Source organism: Pseudomonas sp. SDO5271_S396 (assembly GCF_054071795.1).
This window is the reverse complement of record NZ_JBSVWB010000051.1, coordinates 23402-47988: the sequence shown is the minus strand read 5'-3', so window position 1 is coordinate 47988 and position 24587 is coordinate 23402. Positions and strand designations below refer to the sequence as shown.

Annotated in this window: 15 protein-coding genes; 3 read left to right on the top strand and 12 right to left on the bottom strand. The window is 61.8% G+C overall.

The features are described from left to right. Positions 1 to 74 precede the first annotated feature (74 nt). Positions 75 to 1343, bottom strand: coding sequence for an Hsp70 family protein (locus ACW9IN_RS25430; RefSeq protein WP_457368424.1), 1269 nt, complete (start codon positions 1341 to 1343; stop codon positions 75 to 77). 238 nt (positions 1344 to 1581) lie between these two features. Between ACW9IN_RS25430 and ACW9IN_RS25425 the strand changes: the two genes are divergently transcribed. Both ACW9IN_RS25425 and ACW9IN_RS25420 read left to right on the top strand, forming a co-directional pair. Continuing rightward, a complete protein-coding gene (locus ACW9IN_RS25425; protein WP_457368423.1) occupies positions 1582 to 2517 on the top strand; it encodes a DnaJ C-terminal domain-containing protein in 936 nt (311 codons plus the stop codon). Between the two features lie 81 nt (positions 2518 to 2598). Then, complete coding sequence (locus tag ACW9IN_RS25420) at positions 2599 to 9531, top strand: NEL-type E3 ubiquitin ligase domain-containing protein (RefSeq protein ID WP_457368422.1); 6933 nt, start codon at positions 2599 to 2601, stop codon at positions 9529 to 9531. 138 nt (positions 9532 to 9669) lie between these two features. On the opposite strand, the gene ureC is transcribed toward ACW9IN_RS25420, so the two are convergent. From ureC to urtA, 11 genes are all read right to left on the bottom strand, one after another. Continuing rightward, positions 9670 to 11370 (bottom strand): urease subunit alpha, encoded by a 1701-nt coding sequence (gene ureC, locus ACW9IN_RS25415; protein ID WP_457368421.1) that lies wholly within the window; start codon positions 11368 to 11370, stop codon positions 9670 to 9672. Positions 11371 to 11503: 133 nt separating this feature from the next. Beyond that, positions 11504 to 11809: an urease subunit beta gene (locus ACW9IN_RS25410; protein WP_457368420.1), complete on the bottom strand. Its 306-nt coding sequence runs from the start codon at positions 11807 to 11809 to the stop codon at positions 11504 to 11506. Continuing rightward, a complete protein-coding gene (locus ACW9IN_RS25405; protein WP_457368419.1) occupies positions 11806 to 12339 on the bottom strand; it encodes a GNAT family N-acetyltransferase in 534 nt (177 codons plus the stop codon). Before ACW9IN_RS25405 ends, ACW9IN_RS25410 begins: the two co-directional genes overlap by 4 nt. A 5-nt stretch (positions 12340 to 12344) precedes the next feature. Beyond that, on the bottom strand, positions 12345 to 12857 hold the full coding sequence (locus tag ACW9IN_RS25400; RefSeq protein ID WP_457368418.1) for an N-acetyltransferase family protein: 513 nt from the start codon (positions 12855 to 12857) through the stop codon (positions 12345 to 12347). A 9-nt stretch (positions 12858 to 12866) separates the two neighbouring features. Further along, positions 12867 to 13169, bottom strand: coding sequence for an urease subunit gamma (ureA, locus tag ACW9IN_RS25395; RefSeq protein ID WP_003171437.1), 303 nt, complete (start codon positions 13167 to 13169; stop codon positions 12867 to 12869). 180 nt (positions 13170 to 13349) lie between these two features. Beyond that, a complete protein-coding gene (locus ACW9IN_RS25390) occupies positions 13350 to 14189 on the bottom strand; it encodes an urease accessory protein UreD (RefSeq protein ID WP_457368417.1) in 840 nt (279 codons plus the stop codon). 31 nt (positions 14190 to 14220) lie between these two features. Beyond that, positions 14221 to 14919 (bottom strand): urea ABC transporter ATP-binding subunit UrtE, encoded by a 699-nt coding sequence (gene urtE / locus ACW9IN_RS25385; protein ID WP_457368416.1) that lies wholly within the window; start codon positions 14917 to 14919, stop codon positions 14221 to 14223. Between the two features lie 64 nt (positions 14920 to 14983). Continuing rightward, positions 14984 to 15805: an urea ABC transporter ATP-binding protein UrtD gene (gene urtD / locus ACW9IN_RS25380; RefSeq protein WP_457368415.1), complete on the bottom strand. Its 822-nt coding sequence runs from the start codon at positions 15803 to 15805 to the stop codon at positions 14984 to 14986. 8 nt (positions 15806 to 15813) lie between these two features. Next, positions 15814 to 16827 (bottom strand): urea ABC transporter permease subunit UrtC, encoded by a 1014-nt coding sequence (gene urtC / locus ACW9IN_RS25375; RefSeq protein WP_457368425.1) that lies wholly within the window; start codon positions 16825 to 16827, stop codon positions 15814 to 15816. 53 nt (positions 16828 to 16880) lie between these two features. Next, the gene (gene urtB, locus ACW9IN_RS25370) at positions 16881 to 18383 is read right to left on the bottom strand and encodes an urea ABC transporter permease subunit UrtB (RefSeq protein WP_457368414.1); all 1503 of its coding nucleotides are present in this window, start codon (positions 18381 to 18383) and stop codon (positions 16881 to 16883) included. A 140-nt stretch (positions 18384 to 18523) separates the two neighbouring features. Further along, positions 18524 to 19789 (bottom strand): urea ABC transporter substrate-binding protein, encoded by a 1266-nt coding sequence (gene urtA / locus ACW9IN_RS25365; RefSeq protein WP_457368413.1) that lies wholly within the window; start codon positions 19787 to 19789, stop codon positions 18524 to 18526. A 262-nt stretch (positions 19790 to 20051) separates the two neighbouring features. Here urtA and ACW9IN_RS25360 point away from each other — a divergent pair, with 262 nt between their 5' ends. Then, positions 20052 to 24581 (top strand): hypothetical protein, encoded by a 4530-nt coding sequence (locus ACW9IN_RS25360; protein ID WP_457368412.1) that lies wholly within the window; start codon positions 20052 to 20054, stop codon positions 24579 to 24581. Positions 24582 to 24587: the final 6 nt, after the last annotated feature.

Sequence of the window (24587 nt, the reverse complement as noted above, 5' to 3'; positions counted from 1 at the left end):
GATCAGATGTGGGAGCGGCGGTGCGACGATTCGACTTGCCCGCGATAGGGGCGCACCCGTTTTTCAGATAAAACTCAGTAGCCATACCGCTTACTGGCTTCGATCGCCAACCCGCTGCCGATACTGCCAAAGATATTGCCTTCCACATGCCGCGCCTGCGGCAGCATCGCCGCCACGCTCTGGCGCAGCGCCGGGATCCCGCTGGAACCGCCGGTAAAGAACACCGTGTCCACCTGCTCCACGCCGACCGAAGCGTCGGTGAGCAACTGCGCCACGCTGCCGCGCACACGCTCCAGCAAGCTGTCGATGGACGACTCGAACAGTGCCCGGCTCAGGTCCACGCTCAGGCCGGCTTCGATACGATCCAGCGCCACATGGCGGCTGTCTGCGTGGGTCAACTGGATCTTGGTTTCTTCCACTTCCATGGCCAGCCAGTGGCCGGCACGCTGCTCGATGAGCTTGAACAGCCGGTCGATACCGCCGGTGTCCTCGATGTCGTAGCGCATGCTGCCCAGGGCCAGCTGGGATTTCTGCGAGTACACCGAGTTGATGGTGTGCCAGGTGGCCAGGTTCATGTGGTGGCTAGTGGGCATGTAGGCGCCGCTTTTCATGCGGCTGCCGTAACCGAACAGCGGCATCAGGCCCGACAGCGACAGCTGTTTGTCGAAGTCGGTCCCGCCGATGTGCACGCCGCCGGTGGCGAGGATGTCTTCGTGGCGGTTGTCGTGCTGGCGACGCTCCGGAGACAGGCGTACCAGGGAGAAGTCGGAGGTGCCCCCGCCGATGTCGACGATCAGTACCAGTTCCTCCTTGTCGATGGTGGACTCGTAGTCGAACGCCGCAGCAATCGGCTCGTACTGGAACGACACTTCCTTGAAGCCCAGTTTGCGTGCGACCTGGGCCAGGGTGTCTTCGGCTTCCTGGTCGGCCAAAGGGTCGTCGTCGACGAAAAATACCGGGCGGCCCAGCACCACTTCTTCGAACTCACGGCCGGCGGTGGCCTCGGCGCGGCTCTTGAGCTGGCCGATGAACAAGCCCAGCAAGTCCTTGAACGGCATCGCGGTGCCCAGCACGCTGGTGTCGTGCTTGATCAACTTGGAACCCAGCAGGCTCTTGAGCGAGCGCATCAGCCGGCCTTCGTAGCCTTCGAGGTATTCGTGCAGCGCCAGGCGACCGTACACCGGACGGCGCTCCTCGATATTGAAGAACACCACCGACGGCAGGGTGATCTTGTCGTCCTCCAACGCGATCAGCGTTTCCATGCCGGGGCGGATCCAGCCGACAGTGGAGTTGGACGTGCCAAAGTCGATACCGCAGGCACGGGCCGGGGATGGGTTGTTCATGTCTATCGGGTTCCGGTCGAAAAACGGCCGCGCAGTGTATGCCAGTCGAAGGCGGATGCGTAGGCCGACCATCCGTTAAATCACGCTTGAAAGTACAGAGTTCGCCCCCACATCAGGTGCATACGGCCAGTGCCGATAACAGGTTGACGTACCCCCAGGCCACAAGACTCAACAGGTGCAATCCAGCGCACGTTGTGCCTCGGGCTGTGCGATCTCGATTGAGGAAGGTGAACCACCGATGGATTTCAAAGACTACTACAAGATTCTGGGTGTCGAGCCGACGGCTGACGACAAGGCAATCAAGGCCGCGTACCGCAAGCTCGCGCGCAAATACCACCCGGACGTGAGCAAGGAAAAAGACGCGGAAGCCAAGTTCAAGGACGCGTCCGAAGCCTACGAGGCGCTCAAGAGCGCCGACAAGCGTGCCGAGTACGACGAACTGCGCAAGTACGGCCAGCATGGCCAACCGTTCCAGGGACCACCGGGCTGGCAGAGCCGTGGCGGTTTTGGCGGCGGCGGTGGCGAGGACTTTTCGGACTTCTTCAGCTCGATCTTCGGCTCCCGTGGCGACGGCTTCGGTGGCGGCCAGCGCCGTAGCGCCGCGCGCAAGGGCCAGGACGTGGAAATGCAACTGCTGGTGTCGCTCGAAGAGACGCTGTCCACCGAGTCCAAGCAGATCAGTTTCCAGGTGCCGCAATATGACGCCTCGGGCCGGCACGTCACCAACACCACCAAGAGCCTGAACGTGAAGATCCCCGCCGGCGTGGCCGATGGCGAGCGCATCCGCCTCAAGGCCCAGGGCGCGCCCGGCGTGGGCGGTGGCGCCAATGGCGATCTTTACCTGATCATCAAGTTCGCCGCCCATTCGAAGTTCGAAGTGGAAGGCGAAAACCTGGTGATCACCCTGCCGCTGGCCCCCTGGGAATTGGCGCTGGGCGCGGAAGTGGCGGTGCCGACCCTGACCGGCAAGATCAACCTCAAGGTGCCCGCCGGCAGCCAGAACGGCCAGCGCATGCGCGCCAAGGGCCATGGTTTGATGAACAAGGCCGGGGAGCGCGGTTTCCTCTACGTGCAACTCAAGGCCGTCATGCCCAAGCACGCCGATGACGCGACGATTGCGCTGTGGCAGGAACTGGCGAAAAAAGCTGCGTTCAATCCCCGGGAAAATTTCTGATCCCGCGTCCGGGTAACTAACTACCGCTGAACGCAATCACGGGCATGGTGTGCTGACTCTCCATTTCACAGGAGAGGCACCATGCCCGTTAACCCTGAACTCCCCCCCGCGTCCCTCGGCCAGCATGCTCCGCTGATCGAACAATCCCTGCCCGGCTGGGTCACCCAGGCCACGCCGCAACGACGTGAGGCGCTCAAGCAAAGTCCAGCATCCGTTCCCGACTGGTATCGCCAAGCCTCCCCGGCGCAACGTCAGGCCCTCAATGATGCCGCCGTCGCCAGTTTCACTGCCCAGACCCAACTGGATCAGGCCGTGGCGACCCTGCAAGACATCGACAGCTTCGCCGAGCCCCTGCTGGTCAAGGCATTGCAGGACCAGTTCAATGTGCGCCTGGACGTGCACAAGACCCTGTTGTTGCTGCAAAAAACCGTAGAGATGGGCGTGTTTCGGATCGAGCTCACCCACTTTGAAGTGCTGCGCCTACCGCTGCTGCAAGCGGCGCTGCACAACTTTGAAGCCTCGGAAGCAGAGTCCGGCGCCTTTCATGCGTCCTCGGGCTTTCTGCAGCAAACCTCGCTCGGTCAGGTCGAGCCCATCAGCACCACGCTGACGGTGACGCAATTTATCGGTTTGTGCCGTTCACTGGACATCGGCGCGCAGTACCAGACTTACCTGAAGGGCTTCTTCTACCCCACCGACAGCGCGATTCAATCGACGCTACGTAACACCTTCATCACGGCCCAAAAAAGCGCGTTGCTTGCGGCCGCGCATTTGGCGTTGCTGAAAAAAGACATCGAACCCGATGATCTGAGCATGATCCAGGCGGTGGTAAATGGCGATAACCACCCCATGCTGGGCGGCAGACCCGTGTGGTTTCACGACATGGGGTTGATGAAGCGTCGAATGACCGGCTGTGTAGCCTTCGTCATCTGTGAAAAGTATCGCTATACCGACGACTTGATCCTGTACGTCCCCAATGACCCACACGCTGCGCTCAAGCGCTACACGTTCGATGAAATGCGTGCAGTGTTCAAACAACGTCTTGGCGTGCGCGAGGCAAGCGACCCCAACGATGCAAGTCCCAGCGCCTACCAGCGGTTTTTCAGCCAGTTCGTGGCCTATGCCGACCGCCCGTATTATTTCAGCCAGTTCACGGAGGATGCCCCTGGCACGCTCAAAAGTTCGAAGCTGGCGCCGTTTGGTTCGTTGATCAATGACGTCAACAAAGGTCTCAGTCCGTTCAGTCTGTTCACCGGCATCAATGAGTTGCCACCCGGCCCAAGGCCGACCCGGGTGCCCAATACCGACCCTTACGTAGCCGCCGGTACCGTGTTGCGCCAGGGTGCCGGTATTTGGGAGGCCAACGTCGATTTATGGGACTACCTGTTCGACCGCCATCGCGATCAGCTGCTTGCCGATGCGCGCAGTCATGCGGTTCCGACTGCGGACGTGGATGCGCGCGTGCGTTCGGAAAAATTCTCGCGCCTGCTCAATATCGGCATGCTGCTGTTCAATGGCCTGTCCATGCTGGTGCCCGTGCTTGGCGAGGTGATGATGGTGGTGATGGCCGGCCAGTTGCTCTACGAAACGTTCGAAGGGGCCATCGAGTGGGCCGAAGGCGACCGCCGCGCCGCCAAGGCGCACTTGCTGGATGTGGCCGAAAATATCGCGCTGCTCGCGGTCATGGCGGGGGCGGGAAAAGGCCTGGCCAAACTGACGGCGGTCAAGCCCGAGCCGGTGATCGAAGCGCTGGAGCCCGTGGTGTCGGCAGACGGTAAAACCCGGTTGTGGAAACCCGACCTCAGCACCTATGAAAGCCCCGTTACGTTGCCTGAAGGTGCACGGCCCAATGCCTCGGGGCAATTTCAGGTCAATGGCAAAACCTACATACGCCAAGCCGGCAAAGTCTATGAAACAACCTTTGATGAAGCAGCGCAGCGTTGGCGTATCCAGCATCCCACCGATGGCCGCGCGTACGCACCGCCTCTCAGTCACAACGGTGCCGGTGCCTGGCGACACACACTTGAGCGTCCGCAAACCTGGGACCGTCTCACCTTGTTGCGGCGCATGGGGCACGTCACTGAGGCTTTTAACGACGAGCAATTGCTCAGCATCGCCGACATCAGCGGTGTCGGTGATGCGCAATTGCGCAAGATGCACCTGGACAACGCGCCGCCACCAGCGGTCCTCGCAGACACCCTGCGCCTGTTCGAAGCGGATCAGAGGGTGGCGCGGGTGATCGAACAGGTCGAGACCGGCCAGGCCGTGGACGAACATTACCTCTACGTATTGCCCTTGGTGACCGAGATGCCGCGCTGGCCCCGGGGCCGCGTGCTGCAAGTGTTTGAGGGGCCGCAGCTGACAGGGGCATCGATAAAGTATGGCGCTGAGCGGCTCTATCCGGGAGCCCCGTACAAACCGCCTATCCGCATAACCCGTGCAGACGTACTGGGCAGTCAATTGCCGGATCGGATCCTGGCGGCGCTGGATGAATCTGAAGTCACCCAACTGCTGGGCGGCGAGCCGGCCCGGGTGAGGGAAAATCGTGTCCAGGAATTCAGAAAGCAGATCACCGACCATGCGCGCACGCGTCAGCCCGCATTGTTTGAAAGTCTTTGCCGTGGCAATGCCAGCAAAGACCCGCAGGTGACAAAGCTGCAGCGGTTGTATCCAGGGCTTGGCGAGTCGGGCGCCGAGGCGGTGCTGGCCGACGCTGACGCGCAGCAACTGGCTGACCTGCGTGCCACCGGTCGCGTACCGCTGGGCCTGCAGGAGCAGGCACGCTGGCATGTGCAACAGAATCAGCTGGGGCATGCCATTGCCGGGTTACATATGGAAAATCTGGCCTCAGCCGCCAGCAAGCGCCTGGCCCTGCACACCCTGGCCAGGCTGCCGGGTTGGTCCGACGCTGTGCGTCTGGAGCTGCGCGAGGGGCACATCGGTGGGCCGTTGCTGGAGGCCATCGGCAGCAACTCCGCCACCCAGCGCAAATATGTGGTCAAGAGTGGCCCGATGTTCCAGGCATTCAACGAGCGTGGCGAGGCGCTCAACAGCCTGCCCCGCCAGGGTGACAACTTCTACGCGTCGATCATGCACGCGTTGCCCGATGGTTCACGCCAGGCCCTCGGTGTTCCGCAGGTGGCGCAGAGCGCGCAATTGCGCCGGGCAATCATTGACCAGGCGGTACGCCAGCGGCCCGAATCCCGAGCCATTGTCGACGGCGGTACGAGGAAAACCCGCTGGTTCAAGCCCCCGCAACGCATTTCTGCACAGTTGATCGGTTACCCCGCCAGTGGCGGCGGCCAATTGCGCGCACCTCTGCTGGAAAGCCGGGTGCGTGACGTTTACCCGCAACTCACCGACGGTCAGGTCAATGGTTTTATCTTGCGGCGGATGGTGGCCGGTGACAGCGAGCAGCAGATTTTCAATCTGCTTGGCAATCGCCTGCGCGAGTGGCAAAACCTTGAGGGAGTCCTTGATCAGTGGGTGGCTGAACAGGCGCCTCAGCCGCGTGATGAGGTGTTTTCCCAATGGAATGGGCGACGGCAAGCGGCGCAGGCCATCAAAGACTGCTGGAGGGCATCGCCCCTGGCGGAATTGCCACGCTTTGGGGGCCTGAATCTGTTCCTGGACGAGCCACTGCCGTCCCTGGACGCGGACTTTTCCCATGTGCGCAGCCTGAGTATCGGCGGGCGCGGCATCAGCGACATCAATATCGAGCGGGTGCTCGGGTATTTCGCCGAGGTGCAGGAGCTGACAGTCATCGTCACCCACCCGCAGTTGCGCACCGTGCCTGCGGCGCTTGCCAAGGTGCCGAAGGTGTCACGGCTGCATATCGCTTCGAACTTCGCCTTCGACGCCGAGCAAACTGCACGACTGTCAACGCTCACTGGGCTGACTGAGCTGCACTTGGATGGCGCCGTGCCCCCTGGGCATGTATTGGATGTCAGCCAGATGCAGCAACTGCGTGATTTGAAGATAAGCCGAAGCTATCAGGCAGGACTGCCCGCCGGGGTTCTGGACCTGCCGCTGCTGGAGCGTTTGGACCTTAAAGGTACCGCCATCAGCAGTTTGCCAGCGCGTCTATACGAACCGGGGCACGAGCGCCTGTGGTCAGGCTTGTCCCTGGATTGGTCATGGTTTGCACGGGAAGACTTCCGCCAAGCCTATGACTATGTCCGCAGTCAGCCTATGCATCTGCTGGACCAGGAAGAAATGGTCAGTGGCTATTGCAAGGGCCAGTTGCAGCGCCTGGCCCGGCTGGACAGCGGTGGTACTTATTTCCCGCCGCTGCTCGGCCAGGCCGGAGAGTTGCAGCCGCTGTTCCTCCAGCTTTGGCCCGATGCCGCGGCGCGCTGGTCGGCTATTGAGGCGTTGACGGCGCAGCACGATCTTTTTGTGCAACCCCTGGAAGCCTGGGTTACCAACGGCGTATCCATGGAAGTCATACAGCGCAATAACATGGCAGGCGATCTCAAACGCAGTTGGTACCAGGGTTTGCTCAAGCGCTATGGCGCGCGGCAGTATTCGACGGACTTGGAGCTGCCGCGGGTGCGAATCAGCGAGTTCCCCCCGATGCCCCAACAGGGTTTCGAGCATGTGCAATCGCTGAACTTCAAAGGTGCCCGTTTGCCCGCGCAGACTCTGCCGGGTTTTGTGAGTGGCTTCAGCGGCCTGCGCGCTCTGAACCTGGGGGATTGCAGTCTCGCCGACCTGCCTTTGGATGCAGGTGATTGGGCGGGGCTGGAACATCTGGACCTGAGCCACAATCCGCTTGAAGGTCTGGATGTCGGCGCGATGGTCCACCTGCGTACGCTGGGGTTGAGCCACACCAGCCTGTCGGCTTGGCCCTTGGGTTGGGAGAATTTGCCTGTACTGGAATGGCTTGATTTGCGCGGCAGCCACATCACCCAAGTGCCGCAGGGGGTGCTGGCCGATGACGCGGCCGTCCTGAGCACCAACCTGCTTGGCACACCGTTGACCAAGGCGGCCAGCTCGCACTGGGCTGCGGCCATGCAGCGGGTGGAACTGAACCAGGGGCTGTCGGCAGGCACCTTGGAGCGTTTTGGCCTGGAGCCCGTTCCCGAGCGGTTTCCACCTCAGGAAACCGGCGGTTCATTGACCCATCACTTATTGCCCTTGCCCCCTCCGCAAGCGGCGAGCAGCTCGCCGCAGCAACGCGTGTTGCGCCTATGGCCTGAACTTCAGGCTGACGAGCTGCAGCGCTGGGCCACACGGATGGCCGACGAAGGGGGGAGCGAGCAACAGTTGCATACCCGGCTCGATGGGTGGAGTGGCCAGTTCGAGGCACTGGTGCGCCAGCTCAATGGCTGGCTGTTCACCCGTGAAGCCCATGGTTCAACGTGGGTGGTGAACGCTCAGATCCGCCGGCAGGCGGCTCTGCGGATCGTTGACGCCTGGCGCGAGGGACTGTGCGTGCGCGCTGTCGAACCGCTACGAAGCCTCGAACTGGAAGGCTTGCAATTGGGCGATCTGCCCCGGCTTCCCGACGCATTCGGGCACATTGAAACCTTGAACGCCGCGGGTGTGCTGCTTTCCGAGACTGGCTCCGAAGGTTTCTTCGAAGCGTTTCCCCGTGTTCGGACGCTGGTACTCAATAACAATGCGTTGAGCGAACTGCCCCGTGGGATTGCAGGCATGGCGTACCTGGAACGCCTGGAGCTGGCGGGGAACCTGCTCGCCGAGGGTGACGGGTTGTGTGCCACCCTGGCGCGATACCCCAACCTGCAGTGGCTGGACGTGAGCCAGAATCAGCTGGATGTTTTCAGCGTCGACGGTCTACCGCGCCTGCAAACCCTGGATATCAGCAGCAACCGCTTGGAGGAGTGGCCCGACGCAGTGTTGCAGTCGAGCGCCCTGCGTACCCTGGACCTGCGCAACAACAACATCGAGTCCATACCCGCCGAGGCTCTCGACGGAACTCATGATCAATTGATGGAGGGCGTCGACCTGTCCGACAACATTGAATTGTCACGCGACAGCCTGGAGCGCTTACAGGCGTACGCTGCTGATACAGAGCGTCCTGCGACTCTAGGACTGAGCCGTCGTGAGATCGAGGAGTTGCTGGACGACAACCCGCAAAGCGACGCAGAGGCCGTGGAGTCCGATGAGGAACTACCCGAACCGCCGCCGGTGGATGAACAGGTGGGTGGTTGGTTGGGTAGCGTGCCGGTCGACGAGCAGAATCTTCGTCGTGAACGGTGGGCGCAATTGCTGAGAGAACCGGGCAATGCGGCATTCTTCCACCTGCTCGAACGCTTGCAAGACACCGAGGAATACCGACTGGCGCGTGCCGATCTGACTCACCGGGTTTGGAGGGTGATGGACGCCGTCAACGATGATGCCGAGTTGCGCGGCACCGTGTTTGCCATGTCCAGCACCCACGGCACCTGCGTTGACGGGCGCATGCTCACCTTCAGCAACCTGGAGATCAAGGTTTTCGAACATGATGCCTTACAACGCATAGACCCCACGCGCTTGGATCAGAAAGGCCCGGCCCTGTTGAAGCTGGCGCGTCAGTTATTCCGCCTCGACAAGGTTGAAGCCTTGGCCAGCCAGGAAGCCAGTCCGGGCATGGACGCGGCCGAAGTGCGCCTGGAATACCGTATCGGCCTGCGTGCTGCGCTGGACTTGCCGGGGCAGCCGGCGTACATGAGGTTCGGCAGGCCCCTGCGCGGCGCAGAGCAGAGCCAGGCGCTGGAGGCCGTGCGTGCGGCGGAAAGCTCCGAGGCGTTTTATGAGTACTTGATTAATGTCGATTACTGGGCTGCTTATCTTGAGGAAAAGTACCCCGCCGAGTTCGCCGAGCTGGAACGCGTCAAATCGCAAAAGCGTGAGGCGTTGGAAATCGCCCATCCGCAGATCGACCAGCAATACGCCGAAGCTGCAAACATGCTGGATATCGAGTTGTCCACGGCGCGCAATGAAAAACTGATCGCCCTGTCACGTCGGGAAGTCGCCGAGCAGCCCGGCACCTCAAGAGACCTCGCATGAAGTCAACGCGGTGTATTGAGCGACAGTCATAATTGTTCGGGCTGTCAAAAGGGGGGCTTCGATAGGTTGTTTTTTTTCAGTCTTGCGCAGCCCCCCAACGCCAGATGATCTTGTGCCCGTTTAATCGCCCCGCAGGGCTCAGAACAGGAAATACCGCTGGGCCATCGGCAACACCTCCGCCGGCTCGCACCACAGCAACACCCCGTCGGCCTTGACCTGATAGGTCTGCGGGTCAACCTCGATATCCGGCAGGTAATCGTTGTGGATCAAGTCGGTCTTCTGCACTGTGCGGCAGCCTTTGACCACGGCGATCTGCTTCTTCAGCCCCAGGGCTTCGGGCACTCCGGCGTCCTGGGCGGCCTGGCTGATAAAGGTCAGGCTGGTGGCGTGCAATGAACTGCCGAAGCTGGCGAACATGGGACGGTAGTGCACCGGTTGCGGCGTGGGGATCGAGCCGTTGATGTCGCCCATCAGGCTGGAGGCAATCGCGCCGCCCTTGAGGATCAGCGTCGGCTTGATACCAAAGAAGGCCGGGCGCCACAGCACCAGGTCGGCCCATTTGCCGACTTCGATGGAACCGACGATATGGCTCACGCCGTGGGTGATCGCCGGGTTGATGGTGTACTTGGCGATGTAGCGCTTGACGCGGAAGTTGTCGTTGCCTGCGCCGTCACCGGGCAGGGCGCCGCGCTGTTTTTTCATCTTGTCGGCGGTTTGCCAGGTGCGGGTGATCACTTCGCCTACGCGGCCCATGGCCTGGCTGTCGGAGCTGATCATGGAGAACGCGCCGAGATCGTGCAGGATATCTTCGGCGGCAATGGTCTCGCGGCGGATGCGGCTTTCGGCGAAGGCCACGTCTTCGGCGATGCTCGGGTCGAGGTGGTGGCAGACCATCAGCATGTCGAGGTGTTCGTCGATGGTGTTGCGGGTAAACGGGCGCGTCGGGTTGGTGGAACTCGGCAAGACGTTGGGGAAACCGCAGGCCTTGATGATGTCCGGCGCGTGACCGCCACCGGCCCCTTCGGTGTGGTAGGTGTGGATGGTACGACCCTTGAGCGCGGCCAGGGTGGCTTCGACAAAACCGGACTCGTTGAGGGTGTCGCTGTGGATCGCCACCTGCACGTCGTACTCGTCGGCCACGCCCAGGCAGTTGTCGATGCTGGCCGGCGTGGTGCCCCAGTCTTCGTGCAGCTTCAAACCGATGGCGCCGGCCTTGACCTGTTCGATCAGCGGCTCCGGCAAGCTGGCGTTGCCCTTGCCGGTGAAACCGATGTTCATCGGGAACGAATCGCTGGCCTGGAGCATGCGCGCCAGGTGCCAGGGCCCTGAGGTGCAGGTGGTGGCATTGGTACCGGTGGCCGGCCCGGTGCCGCCGCCGATCATGGTGGTGACGCCGCTGGTCAGCGCTTCTTCGATCTGTTGTGGGCAGATGAAATGCACATGGGTGTCGATACCGCCTGCGGTGAGGATCATGCCTTCGCCGGCAATTACCTCGGTGCTGGCGCCGATTGCCATGGTCACGCCGGGCTGCACATCCGGATTGCCGGCCTTGCCGATGGCGTGGATGCGGCCGTTCTTCAGGCCGACGTCGGCCTTGACGATGCCCCAGTGGTCGATGATCAGTGCGTTGGTGATCAGGGTGTCGACCACTTCATGGGCGAGTAACTGGCTTTGGCCCTGGCCATCGCGGATGACCTTGCCGCCGCCGAATTTCACTTCTTCGCCGTAGATCGTGAAGTCTTTTTCCACTTCGACGAACAGCTCGGTGTCGGCCAGGCGGACCTTGTCACCGACGGTGGGGCCGTACATGTCGGCGTAGGCTTGGCGGCTGATTTTCATGTGGTTGCCCTGAAGATGTTTGTTGAATGTGAGATCGCTATCGCGGGCAAGTCGAATCGTCGCACCGCCGCTCCCACAGGTTGAATTGTGAATACATTCCCAATGTGGGAGCTGGCTTGCCTGCGCAGAGGCCCTAAAGGTCGCCCATGATCCGCCCGGCAAAGCCGAACACCCGGCGCCCGCCGCTCAACTCCACCAACTCCACCTCGCGACTCTGCCCCGGCTCGAAGCGCACCGCCGTCCCCGCCGGGATATTCAGGCGCATGCCCCGGCTGGCTGTACGGTCAAAGGTCAGCGCGTCGTTGGTCTCGAAAAAATGATAATGCGAGCCCACCTGGATCGGCCGGTCGCCGCTGTTGGCCACGCTCAGGGTGACGGTGCGGCGGCCCGCGTTGAGTTCGATCTCGCCAGGCTGGATCTGATATTCGCCAGGAATCATGCAGGTTGCCCCAGGGTCTTGAAGTAGATGGCGGTCGGGCTGTAGCGCCCGTCCGGGCTTTGGCAGTAGTCGGGCAGTTCACCGACCTTGATATAGCGCAACGACTGGTAGAAGGCTTCGGCCGGTGAGCCGGCCTCGGTGTCCAGGTACAGCAGGCCGCGCTGGTGCTGGCGCGCGGCGAGTTCCAGGGTGTTCATCAATTGCTGGCCCAGCCCATGACGACGTGCGCTGCTGTGCACCAGCAGCTTTTGCACCTCGGCGCGGTTGAGGCCATTGGCTTTCTGGCACAGCGCCAATTGCACGCTGGCGATCACCTGTTCATCGCGCACCACCACCCATAGCAACAGGCTGGCGTCTTCGATGCTTGCCTGTACGCCGTGCAAATACTCGCGGGCCTGGGCGTCGTCGAAGTCGGCCATGAAACCGACGGATGCGCCGTGCCTGACTGCGTCCAGCAGCAGCTCGATCAAGCCCGACCGATAGTGGGCAAAGCTTTCAGCATTGACCCGACGCAGTTGCGCAGCACTCATCGACGTCACTCCTTGGGCGGTTCGGCGCCCGGGTTCAAGGCCAATTGCATAAAGGTCAGGTCCAGCCAGCGGCCGAACTTGATACCCACTTGGGGCATTTGCCCGGTGGTGATGAACCCCAGGCGCTCGTGCAGGCGGATCGAGGCCAGGTTGCCGCTTTCGATGGCGGCGACCATCACATGTTTACCGCCGCTGCGCGCGCGTTCGATCAACGCCTCCATCAGGCGCGGGCCCAAGCCCTTGCCGCGCTGGTTGCTGCGCACGTACACCGAGTGTTCGACGCTGTAGCGAAAACCTTCGAAAGGCCGCCAGTCACCGAAAGAGGCGTAGCCGGTGACTTCATCGTTTTCCACCGAGACCAGGATCGGATAGCCCTGGGCATGGCGCGCACTGAACCAGGCCTGGCGGTTGCCCAGGTCGACGGGTTGTTCGTTCCAGATCGCCGTGGTGTTGAGCACCGCGTCGTTGTAGATGTCGCGGATCGCCGGCAGATCGCTTTGGGTTGCGTCACGAATCATGCTCGGGCCTCACGCGATCGGTTGGTGGACGGTGACCAGCTTGGTGCCATCGGGAAACGTGGCTTCCACCTGGATGTCCGGGATCATTTCCGGAATGCCTTCCATCACCTGCTCGCGACTGAGCAGGGTGGTGCCGTAGTGCATCAGGTCGGCCACGGTGCGGCCATCGCGTGCGCCTTCCATCAAGGCCGCGGAGATGTAGGCGATGGTTTCCGGGTAGTTGAGCTTCACACCGCGTGCCAGGCGGCGTTCGGCGACGAGGCCGGCGGTGAAGATCAGCAGTTTGTCTTTTTCCCGTGGGGTCAGGTCCATGGTTCAAGGTCCTTCATAAATACATTCGCAAATACACCAGAGATTCAATGTGAAAGCCGCTTTGTGTGGGAGCTGGCTTGCCTGCGATGGCATAACCTCGGTCAACCAGAAACACCGAGTCGCCTGCATCGCAGGCAAGCCAGCTCCCACAGGGGGGGGGCAGATTCCACATTTAGATCTTCATGTGCTCCAGATTCGGGGTGGAACAGCTTCTCGGCCCAGTACGGCAGGGCGTAGCAACTTCCATAAATCAATCAACCAGGCCCGTGCATGCAGCGCTTCACTGGCCAGGCAACGGGCAACCAGCAGGCCGGGCAGTTGGGTCAGGTCACCGCGCACTCCATGGGGCAGGGCGCGGCAGTCTTCCAGTAATTCAGGGGCAATCTCGGCGGTCAGCAGCAGCGTGGCAAACACCGGGCGCCCGTCCAGGCCGATGGGCGAGTCGAGCAAACCGTCGGCACCTGCAATGCGCTGGCGCTCATGCCAGAGCAACTGGCCGTCACGGCGAATATCCAGATGCGATTGGAAGTGGCCAAGGTCGAAGCGTTCGTCACTGGCGGGCCGACCCAGGGCGACGACATCCCAGTAGAACAGGCGCGCATCCCCCTTGAGCTCGATGCGCGTGGTGAGCTCGGCCTGGGCGGCACTGAACACGATGGTTTCCTGGGGCAGCCATTCCAGGGTGGCACCGGCTTCAACGGTGAGCTCCACCTGTTGGAACGCAGGGCTCTTGGCGCGGTACCACTTGGCCGCGCCGGGGCTGGTCAATTGCGCCCAGGCACCTTCGGCAACATGGGCGCTGATGTCCAGGCGGTCCCCGCCGGCAATCCCGCCAGGCGGGTGCACGATGATGTGCTGACACACCTCGGGGCCTTCGGCGTACAGGTGTTTTTGCACCCGCAGGGGGCCGAGGTGGCGACGCATGACCGGGCGTGTGGTGTCGCCGAAGCGCGCATAACCCAGTTCCAGCTCGGCATGCCAGCTGGGGGTGAACAGGGCAGGGGTAACGGGCAGGTTCATGGCAAGGTGCTTATCGTCAGGACGCTACAGATTAGATGGTAACGAGGCCTCTGACACCCTCGCTTTCCATATTTTCACCTTTGCCCTGCTGCACGATTTCACCCCGTGACATCACCAGGTACTGGTCCGCCAGTTCGGCGGCGAAATCATAGAATTGCTCCACCAGCAAAATGGCCATATCGCCCCGGGCAGCGAGCTTCTTGATCACTGCGCCGATCTCCTTGATCACAGACGGTTGGATCCCTTCGGTGGGCTCATCGAGAATCAACAGCCGCGGGCGGCTGGCCAGGGCGCGGCCAATTGCCAACTGCTGTTGCTGGCCGCCGGACAGGTCGCCGCCACGGCGATGTTTCATTTGCAGCAACACCGGGAACAGCTCGTAGATAAACGCCGGCACTTCTTTGGCCTCGGAACCGGGGAAGCGTGAAAGGCCCATCAGCAGGTTTTCTTCCACCGTCAGCCGCCCGAAAATCTCCCGGCCCTGGGGCACGTAGGCGATGCCGGCGTGCACGCGCTGGTGCGGCTTGAGCGCGGTGATGGTCTTGCCTTCCCAGTTCACCGCGCCTTCTTTGGCCGGCAGCAAACCCATCAAGCACTTGAGCAGGGTAGTCTTGCCCACGCCATTACGGCCAAGCAAACAGGTGACTTCGCCGACCTTCACGTCAAAGCTCAGCCCGCGCAGGATGTGGCTCCCGCCGTAGTACTGGTGCAGTTTGTCGACTTGCAGCATGTTCAAATTCTCCTCAATTCCCTGACTGGAACCGGATCAACTGTGGGAGCTGGCTGTGGCTGGGTTAGCGACCGAGGTACACCTCGATCACCCGCTCGTTTTCCTGCACCTGTTCCAGCGAACCCTCCGCCAGCACGCTGCCCTGGTGCAACACGGTCACGTGGTCGGCAATCGAGCCGACAAAGCCCATGTCGTGTTCCACCACCATCAGCGAATGCTTGCCCGCCAGGCGCTTGAACAGTTCAGCGGTGAACTCGGTTTCGGCGTCTGTCATGCCCGCCACCGGTTCGTCCAGCAGCAACAGTTGCGGGTCCTGCATCAGCAGCATGCCGATCTCCAGGAACTGCTTCTGGCCGTGGGACAGCAAACCCGCCTGGCGCTGTACCGACGTGGTCAGGCGGATGGTGTCGAGCACTTCGTCGATGCGGTCTTTCTGTTCGCCACTCAAGCGCGCACGCAGGCTGGCCCACACGGATTTGTCGGTTTTCTGCGCCAGCTCCAGGTTTTCGAACACGCTCAGCGCTTCGAACACCGTTGGCTTCTGGAACTTGCGGCCGATGCCGGCCTGGGCGATCTGCACTTCGCTCATGCTCGTCAAGTCGAGGGTTTCGCCAAACCAGGCCTTGCCGTGGCTGGGGCGGGTCTTGCCGGTGATCACGTCCATCAGCGTGGTCTTGCCTGCGCCGTTGGGGCCGATGATGCAACGCAGCTCGCCGACGCCGATATACAGGTTCAAGTCGTTGAGCGCCTTGAAACCGTCGAAGCTGACGCTGATGTCTTCCAGGGTCAAAATCGTGCCGTGACGGGTATTGAGGCCCTTGCCGGCGGCCTGGCCGATGCCGATGGCATCGCGGCCGCTGCCGGCGTCGAAAAGGGGTTCAAGCATGACGTTCCTCACTTCTTCAGCAGCCCGATGATGCCCTTGGGCAGGTACAGGGTGACGATGATGAACAGCGCTCCCAGGAAGAACAGCCAGTATTCCGGGAAGGCCACGGTGAACCAGCTCTTCATGCCGTTCACCACCCCCGCGCCGAGCAACGGGCCGATCAGCGTGCCGCGCCCGCCCAGGGCCACCCATACGGCGGCTTCGATGGAGTTGGTCGGGGACATTTCGCTGGGGTTGATGATGCCCACCTGCGGCACATACAACGCCCCGGCCAAGCCGCACAGCACCGCGCTCAATACCCACACGAACAACTTGAAACCGCGCGGATCGTAGCCGCAGAACATCAGGCGGTTCTCGGCATCGCGCAATGCGGTCAGCACGCGACCGAACTTGCTCTTCGCCAGGCGCCAGCCGATATACAGGCTGGCCACCAGCAACAGCACCGTGGCCACGAACAACACCGCCCGCGTGCCGGGCTCGGTGATGCCGAAGCCGAGGATGCTGCGAAAGTTGGTGAAGCCGTTGTTGCCGCCAAACCCCGTCTCGTTGCGAAAGAACAGCAACATTCCGGCGAAGGTCAGCGCCTGGGTCATGATCGAGAAATACACGCCCTTGATCCGCGAGCGAAACGCGAAGAAGCCGAACACCAGCGCCAGCACACCCGGGGCCAATACCACCAGGCACAGGGCCCAGAGGAAATGCTCGGTGCCCGCCCAATACCACGGCAATTCAGTCCATGAGAGGAAGGTCATGAACGCCGGCAGCTCATCGCCGGAAGCCTGGCGCATCAGGTACATGCCCATCGCATAACCGCCCAGCGCGAAGAACAGGCCGTGGCCGAGGGACAACATGCCCGCATAACCCCACACCAGGTCCAGGGCCAGGGCGACGATGGCGTAGCAGAGGATCTTGCCCACCAGTGTCAGGGTGTAGGCCGAAACATGCAGGGCGCTGTCCGTCGGCAGCAGCGAAAGCAACGGCAACGCGAGCAGCACGACGAGGACCGCCACGCCCACGGCCATCGTTACCTTGGGGCCGGCCTTTTGCGTGGCCGTCAGCATCAATGGTTGGTTCATCAGTCGATCACCCGTCCTTTCAGTGCGAAGAGTCCTTGCGGGCGTTTCTGGATAAACAGAATGATCAGCGCGAGGATCAGGATCTTGCCGAGCACGGCACCGATCTGCGGTTCGAGAATCTTGTTGGCGATGCCCAGGCCGAACGCCGCCATGACGCTACCGGCCAACTGGCCGACACCGCCGAGCACCACCACCAGGAACGAGTCGATGATGTAGCTCTGGCCGAGGTCCGGGCCGACGTTGCCGATCTGGCTCAGCGCTACGCCGCCCAGTCCTGCGATGCCGGAGCCGAGGCCGAAGGCGAGCATGTCCACGCGCCCGGTGGGCACGCCGCAGCAGGCGGCCATGTTGCGGTTCTGGGTGACGGCACGCACGTTGAGGCCCAGGCGGGTCTTGTTCAGCAGCAGCCAGGTCAGCACCACCACGCACAGCGCAAACGCGATGATCACGATGCGGTTGTACGGCAGCACCAGGTTGGGCAGCACCTGGATGCCGCCGGAAAGCCACGCGGGGTTCGACACTTCGACGTTCTGCGCACCGAACACCAGGCGCACCAACTGGATCAGCATCAGGCTGATGCCCCAGGTGGCCAACAGGGTTTCCAGGGGGCGGCCATACAGATGGCGAATCACCGTGCGCTCCAGTGTCATGCCGATGGCGGCGGTCACGAAGAACGCGACCGGCAGTGCGATCAACGGGTAGAACTCGATGGCCGCGGGCATGTAGCGCTGCATCAGCAACTGCACCGCATAGGTGGAATAGGCGCCGAGCATCAGCATCTCGCCGTGGGCCATGTTGATCACCCCGAGCAAGCCGAAGGTGATCGCCAGGCCCAGGGCCGCTAGCAGCAGGATCGAGCCCAGGGACATGCCGCTGAAGGCCTGGCCGAGGATCTCGCCGAATATCAGTTTGCGCTTGACCTGGGCCAGGCTGGTTTCGGCGGCGGTGTGCACGGCGGTATCGGTCTCAACGCCAGGGGCCAGCAGCGCTTCAAGGCGCGTGCGGGCCAGCGGGTCGCCGGTATTGCCGAGCAGGCGCACGGCGGCGAGGCGCACCACGGGGTCGGGGTCGACCAGTTGCAGGTTGGCCAGGGCCAGGCTGAGGGCGGTGTACACGTCCTCGTTGGTTTCGCTGGCGACCTGCTGGTCGAGGAATTTGAGCTGCGCAGGTTGTGCGCTTTTTTGCAGAACTTGTGCAGCGGCCAGGCGAACTTTCGGGTCGGCGGCGAGCAGTTGCTGGCTGGCCCGTACGTTGTCGATCAGGCCGCGCAGGCGGTTGTTCAGGCGCACGGTTTTGGTTTCACCGTTGACCGTGAGTTGGCCTTGTTGCAGGGCGTCCACCAACTCGATGCGCGCAGGATCCGGCTGGGCGGCCCAGTCCTGGAGCAGCTTGGCTTGTTGGGCGGGGTTGGCGGACAGGAAGTCGTCGGCGTCGCTGGCGTGTGCGGCGAAGGGCAGCACAAGCAGGGCCGTGAGGATGAAGCGGTACAGGGCAGTGGGCATATTCTTGGGCCTTGCTCGAACTAATGTGGGAGCTGGCTTGCCTGCGATAGCGGTGTATCAGATACACCGAGTCGTCTGCATCGCAGGCAAGCCAGCTCCCACAGGGATTGTGCCGGCCTCAAGTGCCGGCACCCCTCGGATCAGTTGCTCTTGACGGCGTAATCCGGCTTCTTGTCGTTACCCGGAATGTACGGGCTCCACGGCTGGGCACGGATCGGCTCCTGGGTCTGCCACACCACCGAGAACTGCCCGTCGGCCTGGATCTCGCCGATCATCACCGGCTTGTGCAGGTGGTGGTTGGTCTTGTCCATGGTCAGGGTGAAGCCCGACGGCGCGGCGAAGGTCTGGCCGGCCAGGGCTTCACGTACTTTGTCGACGTCGGTGGACTTGGCTTTCTCCGCCGCCTGCGCCCACATGTGGATGCCCACGTAGGTGGCTTCCATCGGGTCGTTGGTCACGGCCTTGTCCGCGCCCGGCAGGTTGTGGGCCTTGGCATAGGCCTTCCAGTCGGCGACGAATTTCTTGTTCACCGGGTTCTCCACCGACTGGAAGTAGTTCCAGGCGGCGAGGTTGCCCACCAGCGGTTTGGTGTCGATACCGCGCAGTTCTTCTTCACCCACCGAGAACGCCACCACGGGTACTTCGGTCGCCTTCAGCCCCTGGTTGGACAGCTCTTTGTAGAACGGCACGTTGGAGTCGCCGTTCACGGTGGAAATCACCGCGGTTTTGCCGCCGGCGGAGAATTTCTTGATGTTGGCGACGATGGTCTGGTAGTCGGAATGGCCGAACGGGGTGTAGACCTCTTCGATGTCTTTATCGGCGACGCCTTTGGAGTGCAGGAACGAACGCAGGATCTTGTTGGTGGTGCGCGGGTACACATAGTCGGTCCCCAGCAGGAAGAAGCGCTTGGCGCTGCCGCCTTCTTCGCTCATCAGGTATTCCACCGCCGGGATCGCTTGCTGGTTGGGCGCCGCGCCGGTGTAGAACACGTTTGGCGACATCTCTTCACCTTCGTACTGCACCGGGTAGAACAGCAGGCCGTTGAGCTCTTCGAACACCGGCAACACCGATTTGCGCGACACCGAGGTCCAGCAGCCGAACACCACGGCCACCTTGTCCTGGGTCAGCAGCTGGCGGCCCTTTTCAGCGAACAACGGCCAGTTGGACGCCGGGTCCACCACCACAGGTTCCAGCATCTTGCCGTTCACGCCGCCCTTGGCGTTGATCTCGTCGATGGTCATCAGCGCCATGTCTTTGAGCGACGTTTCGGAGATGGCCATGGTGCCGGACAGCGAGTGCAGGATGCCGACCTTGATGGTCTCGGCGGCCTGGACGGTCCAGGTCATGCCCATGGCGGCAATGGATGCCGAAAGAGTGAAAGCCTTGATCAAGCTGCGACGCTTCATGGTGCGATCTCCGAGAACCCAAGTGTTGTTGTTGGACAGATGGGAGGGCGATTGCAAGGGCTGTGCCTGCTTTGCCGAGGGCCGTATTCAAGGCGCGCACAGACCGTGGATGCCGTCGGCGCGCACTGAATCGGCGCCGGATCGGTGGGCTGAAAAGGGTGGGGCACTGTCTTGGTGCGAGGGGCGGTTAACTATGTAGCGCCCTCTGAATCAGAGGGTGTTCAGGATGATGGAACATTCAAACTTGTTCCAAGGAGTCATCATGGACGATCAACCCCTGCGCGAAAAACGCGCAACCCTGGCGCGCGGTCACGCCAAACTCGGCACGCTGAGTCCCGCCTTCAAAAGCGCGGATGAAGTGGCGCGCTACCTCCATGGTCGGGTAGGCCAGAATCTGCAGGTGGAGTACGGCAGCGTGATTCTGCGGCGTTCAGTCGACGGGCTTTTCGTCGGCACTGAGCCGATTTCGGACCGGCCGACCGTGTTCAACTTCAACCTTTTGCTCGACGACAACGCAGGCAACTCGGCCTATCTTGAGCCGGAGGGTTATCAGATCGTTGCCAGCTGGCATACGCACCCCAATAGCGCTGCGCAGACTGCCCGCCGTAATCCCAAATGGACCGCGCACCAGGTCACGGCCTTCCTGGATTTTTACTCCTCAGAAGACGTGCTGTTCAATTATCAGAACCGCCGGCAGTTCAGCACGGCTTACCTGTCAGGCCCTGCCGGTACGCTGCTCGCGTTTCAGTTCGATGAGTCGCCTGCGGCCGCTAACTATTACCGATGGCTGGCGACCAATGGCAGCTTCGACTCCCCGGATGCCCACGATGGAACGCTGGAGGGTTTTTACAAGAAGCTGGCGTCGGTAGGGCGTCTGGTCTTTTTACTGAGCAGCCCTTACTGGGGCGGATCCGTGGGCAAGGTTCCGGCTGATTGGGAACCCTACAAACCATGGCCGGTGTTCCCGGACGTACCGCGTGCACTGGCGCAGGCTGCGTCGCAGGTCCAGCGAACACCCAATGTGCGCCAGCAGGTATTGATTTTGGAGGCCGATACAGAGGTGGCTTATTTCGCGCGTGACCCCGACCCGCTCGATGACGCGGTGAAAGACTTGCCCAGGTTTCCCGTTGGCTACCACCTTTACGGTATTTACGTTCACTCTCGGCCACTGCCTGTTCAATACCCCACGCTGGAAAACTGGCTGTATAAAAACTTCATCAGCCCGCTGGAGCTTGCTCAGCACATCGTGCGGTTTCGTCAGTACGGTCAGGGACCGCAATCCATTCTGGGCGCGTCGTTGTATATCCGCCTGCGGGACGAGGCGGTGTTGCGCTATCGCTTCTCCGGCTCGGCGCTTGAGTCCCAGCTCTTCACCCAGGCGCAAGATGGCCAGGTGTCCGACAACGGCCAACAAGCCGCGTTGCTCGATGGCTCGATGCTGACGCGCGACTTCGTGCGACAGGTAGCAGCTGCCGGCGAGCTGACGGTCGAAAAGACCAGTGCACTGTGGGACCGCATGGGCGTGGTCGATGAACATTGGTTGCCCTATTCCCGGTTTACCCTGCCGTCCTTGAGCGGTACGTTCTTGTCGGCCGACGACGCGGCACGTTTTGTTCATGGGAATATCGGTAAGCGACGCGAGCAGGTACTCGGCGGGATGATCCTCAAGCGTGCCGACGGGCGCTTTGTCGTGACCGAGCCGGTCCTCGCCGGGCCTCGGCCCTTTGCTTTCAACGGGCTCTACCCGGTCGACCGCCAGGGCAACCCGATTATCCTGCACCCCGGTCATAGCCTGCATGCTCGCTATGCATCGCGGGTGGCGCTGTCGCTGACCGACCCGGCCTACATTGCTCGGTTCAAATGGACCCGACAGGAGGCAGAGCTGGGGGCGCAGATGTTTCATCCGCAGGATGTGGAGGACCTGTTGCGCTCGGGTCAGGTGGGTTATCTGTCCGGTGCCGAGGACAGCCTGATTGCGTGCGACCCGTCGTTCACCTCCTCGGATTGGCGAAAACAGTGGATGGTCGAGCCCACCCATGAGGTGAGTGCCCAGGCAAAAAGCTTGCGTGACGGTACGACCAAACCCGCCGATATCGTCAGGACGCTGGCCGAGTCGGGCAAATTAAGAGTGGTCATCGGCAACGCGCTGTGGGGGCCTGCCGACTTTGTCGAAATGGACTGGGGGCCCTGGGTGCGCGCACTTGAGTTCCAGCGCCCAACGACGGTCAGCCATGGACCCATTTTCAAGCGTGCGGACGACGCCGCCAACGACCTGCATCGACGCGACCCGTTGGATCACGCGCAGCATTTTGTCAGCCGTTACTTTGCTTTCATCCTCAAGCACGAAAGCCGGGAGGAATACGTTGCCAGTGAGCTGATCCCGGTGACGGCCAAATCGCCCCTGCTGTCCCTCAAGAGCCTGTATGGCGCCCAATTGCCCGAAGGCTTCGAGTGCCACAGCCTGTATTACGCCAACCAGTTTGTCGGAAATGGCTCGGCCACTTGGTTGAAGCAGGTGTTCATCGAGCCTGAGGACTTGAGTGAGGCGATTACCCAGGCGCGGGTCGAAACCCAGCAGCCGCCGCGCGGTGCACCGGTGTACATTGCCCCACCGGAAGGGGCCCTGTTGTGTTATCAGTCGCCGTCCATACAAGGGATCTTTGAGCGAAGTACAGAGGCCGATGCACTAGACAGCATTCGGGCCAAGCTGGATATCGGCACATTGCAGCCCCTTCAGTTCGTGCGCAGGGTGGCTTCCGGCGGGCATTTGCGAGTGGTTCAGGCCAGCCGTTGCTGGGGCCTCACAGGCAACGTTGGGGGATTGTGGGTACCCTATGAAAACTTGCAGCGAGGTCGACTCAGCCCGGTGTTCCTGTCTGTGGATGATGCGGCGCAGTACATCCGTCGCCGTGTCTCGCCTGACCTTGAGCAATCCTATGGTGGCGTGATTTTGCGCAGGGACGACGGGGGGTTTATCGCCAGCGAACCTGTGCGCGTGCCGGATGAAGTGTTCGATATCAAACGCATCTTTCCGGATGAAATGGTGACGCGTGGGCTTTATCCGACGCGCACAACGGTGGTAGCCACCTATCACTCCAGGCCTGCGATGCAATGGCCATTTCTGCTCTCACCGGTTCAATCGGCGGTGTACGGCAATATGTTTTCCACTCGCCTGTTGGCCCAGGCGCTCTCCGTTGATCATTCACGTTACGCCCACTACCTGTTGGCGCCCGACGGTGCATTGGTGCGGCTGAAGGCTCGCCCGAATTTGAAGCTCCCGCAGATTTCAACCGCTGAGCTCATCATGCGGCCTAGCAATCGTCATGATTGGCTCAACGGGACGCTTGAGCGCCAGATACGCAAGGGGGAGCTGGCACCCGACGAGTATGTCCGGCGGGCAAGCAACACCTTTGAATTGCACGTGGTCGCGGGCAGTAAGATGTGGGGCGCGCCTGGTCCTGTCGCGGGGTGGCGACCCTTTGCCACGCTCGCATTGAGGGGGCGACGCTACCTCCAGGCCACTGTCGACCCGGCGCTCAGCCCCTTCCATGCCCAGGCAGACGACGCCGCGCGTTATGCCCATGAGCTGGCGGGGGCAAGGGAGCAGGCTCAGTTTGGCTATGTGCTCCAGTCGACCGGTAACGGACGTTTTGTGGCGACGCTGCCGGTGACCGAGGGTGGATCAGCACTGGAGCATCGGCGGGTGTTTGCCGATGACGGCTACCCCCATCGTTATCAAATGGCGGGTATGTATTTGTGCGGGCTGCAATGGGGCGATATCCAACCTGGTGGCCATATCGTGACCCAGGACTCCATTTATCGCGGGCTGATTCTCCCGTCGCGCGTGATACAGGCGATGTATCAGGTGCATGCCACGGCGAACCGTGCGGCGATGCCACTTTATCTGTCGTGTGCCGACGGCGCGTTGCTGAAGTTCGTTGTGCGCAATAGCCGCTTTATCGAGTACAGGGATGACAACCGATTAAAGAGGTTTGAGCTCAGCCCGATGGATTACATTCGGCGTATGGCGGCAGCCGGTGAATTGAGCATCCTGGTGCCCAGCGAGAATTGGGCGGGCATCGGCGTGGTGGATACGCAGTGGCAGCCGAGGCGGTCTCGCGGCACATTGCCTGCGGGGCATAACCAATGGGCACTGGGGCCCGTGTTCGCGCATCGCGATGATGCCGCGGGATTCGTCCATGACCGAGCGGGCGTGTTTACAGGCCAACAGTCGATCAGTGCGCTGCTTGAAAAAAACCTGGATAACAGTCATGTGCCCGTCTTGGCGTTTGCCGACGAAGGTTTCCCGTCGAGTGCCGCCGCACGCCTGTTTACCGCCGTATCGACGCAATGGCCGGCGGGCTATCAGGTCAGTGCTGCCCACCTGTTGTTTCACGCGGGGCTGGACCAGACGCAGAACGGTGTTGAGCGCTCCTATGCGGAGTATTTCGTGTCATGGCGCGAGTTGGGTTTTTACCTTTACACGCTGAGAGACCAGAAACTACCCATTACTGGTTTTTACCTGACGGCGCGGGACGGCGCCTTGTTGAGCTATACCCCGACCTTTGGCCAAGACGAGGCCAACCTGTTGACGGGCAGCGGCAGATGGACCGCCGAGGGGGGGTATACGCTCTTCGCACCGACGCCTTCGCATGTTCTCTCTGAGCTGGCGCGACTCGGTCAGTTCCGGGTACTGCGCCATGGAGCGTTCTGGACGATCCGTACACTGGTGAACAGCGATCTGAAACTGCCAGGTCACACCACCTATCGGCCGGACAGAGATGAGCTGTGACCTATT

What these genes read in the sequence shown, in the direction of transcription:
- ureC (WP_457368421.1), bottom strand. Translation starts at nt 11,370, where the DNA reads ATGAAAATCAGCCGCCAAGCCTACGCCGACATGTACGGCCCCACCGTC.
- urtE (WP_457368416.1), bottom strand. Translation starts at nt 14,919, where the DNA reads ATGCTGCAAGTCGACAAACTGCACCAGTACTACGGCGGGAGCCACATC.
- urtC (WP_457368425.1), bottom strand. Translation starts at nt 16,827, where the DNA reads ATGGCCGTGGGCGTGGCGGTCCTCGTCGTGCTGCTCGCGTTGCCGTTG.
- urtA (WP_457368413.1), bottom strand. Translation starts at nt 19,789, where the DNA reads ATGAAGCGTCGCAGCTTGATCAAGGCTTTCACTCTTTCGGCATCCATT.
- ACW9IN_RS25425 (WP_457368423.1), top strand. Translation starts at nt 1,582, where the DNA reads ATGGATTTCAAAGACTACTACAAGATTCTGGGTGTCGAGCCGACGGCT.
- ureA (WP_003171437.1), bottom strand. Translation starts at nt 13,169, where the DNA reads ATGGACCTGACCCCACGGGAAAAAGACAAACTGCTGATCTTCACCGCC.
- ACW9IN_RS25410 (WP_457368420.1), bottom strand. Translation starts at nt 11,809, where the DNA reads ATGATTCCTGGCGAATATCAGATCCAGCCTGGCGAGATCGAACTCAAC.
- ACW9IN_RS25400 (WP_457368418.1), bottom strand. Translation starts at nt 12,857, where the DNA reads ATGATTCGTGACGCAACCCAAAGCGATCTGCCGGCGATCCGCGACATC.
- urtD (WP_457368415.1), bottom strand. Translation starts at nt 15,805, where the DNA reads ATGCTTGAACCCCTTTTCGACGCCGGCAGCGGCCGCGATGCCATCGGC.
- ACW9IN_RS25405 (WP_457368419.1), bottom strand. Translation starts at nt 12,339, where the DNA reads ATGAGTGCTGCGCAACTGCGTCGGGTCAATGCTGAAAGCTTTGCCCAC.
- ACW9IN_RS25390 (WP_457368417.1), bottom strand. Translation starts at nt 14,189, where the DNA reads ATGAACCTGCCCGTTACCCCTGCCCTGTTCACCCCCAGCTGGCATGCC.
- ACW9IN_RS25430 (WP_457368424.1), bottom strand. Translation starts at nt 1,343, where the DNA reads ATGAACAACCCATCCCCGGCCCGTGCCTGCGGTATCGACTTTGGCACG.
- urtB (WP_457368414.1), bottom strand. Translation starts at nt 18,383, where the DNA reads ATGCCCACTGCCCTGTACCGCTTCATCCTCACGGCCCTGCTTGTGCTG.
- ACW9IN_RS25420 (WP_457368422.1), top strand. Translation starts at nt 2,599, where the DNA reads ATGCCCGTTAACCCTGAACTCCCCCCCGCGTCCCTCGGCCAGCATGCT.
- ACW9IN_RS25360 (WP_457368412.1), top strand. Translation starts at nt 20,052, where the DNA reads ATGGACGATCAACCCCTGCGCGAAAAACGCGCAACCCTGGCGCGCGGT.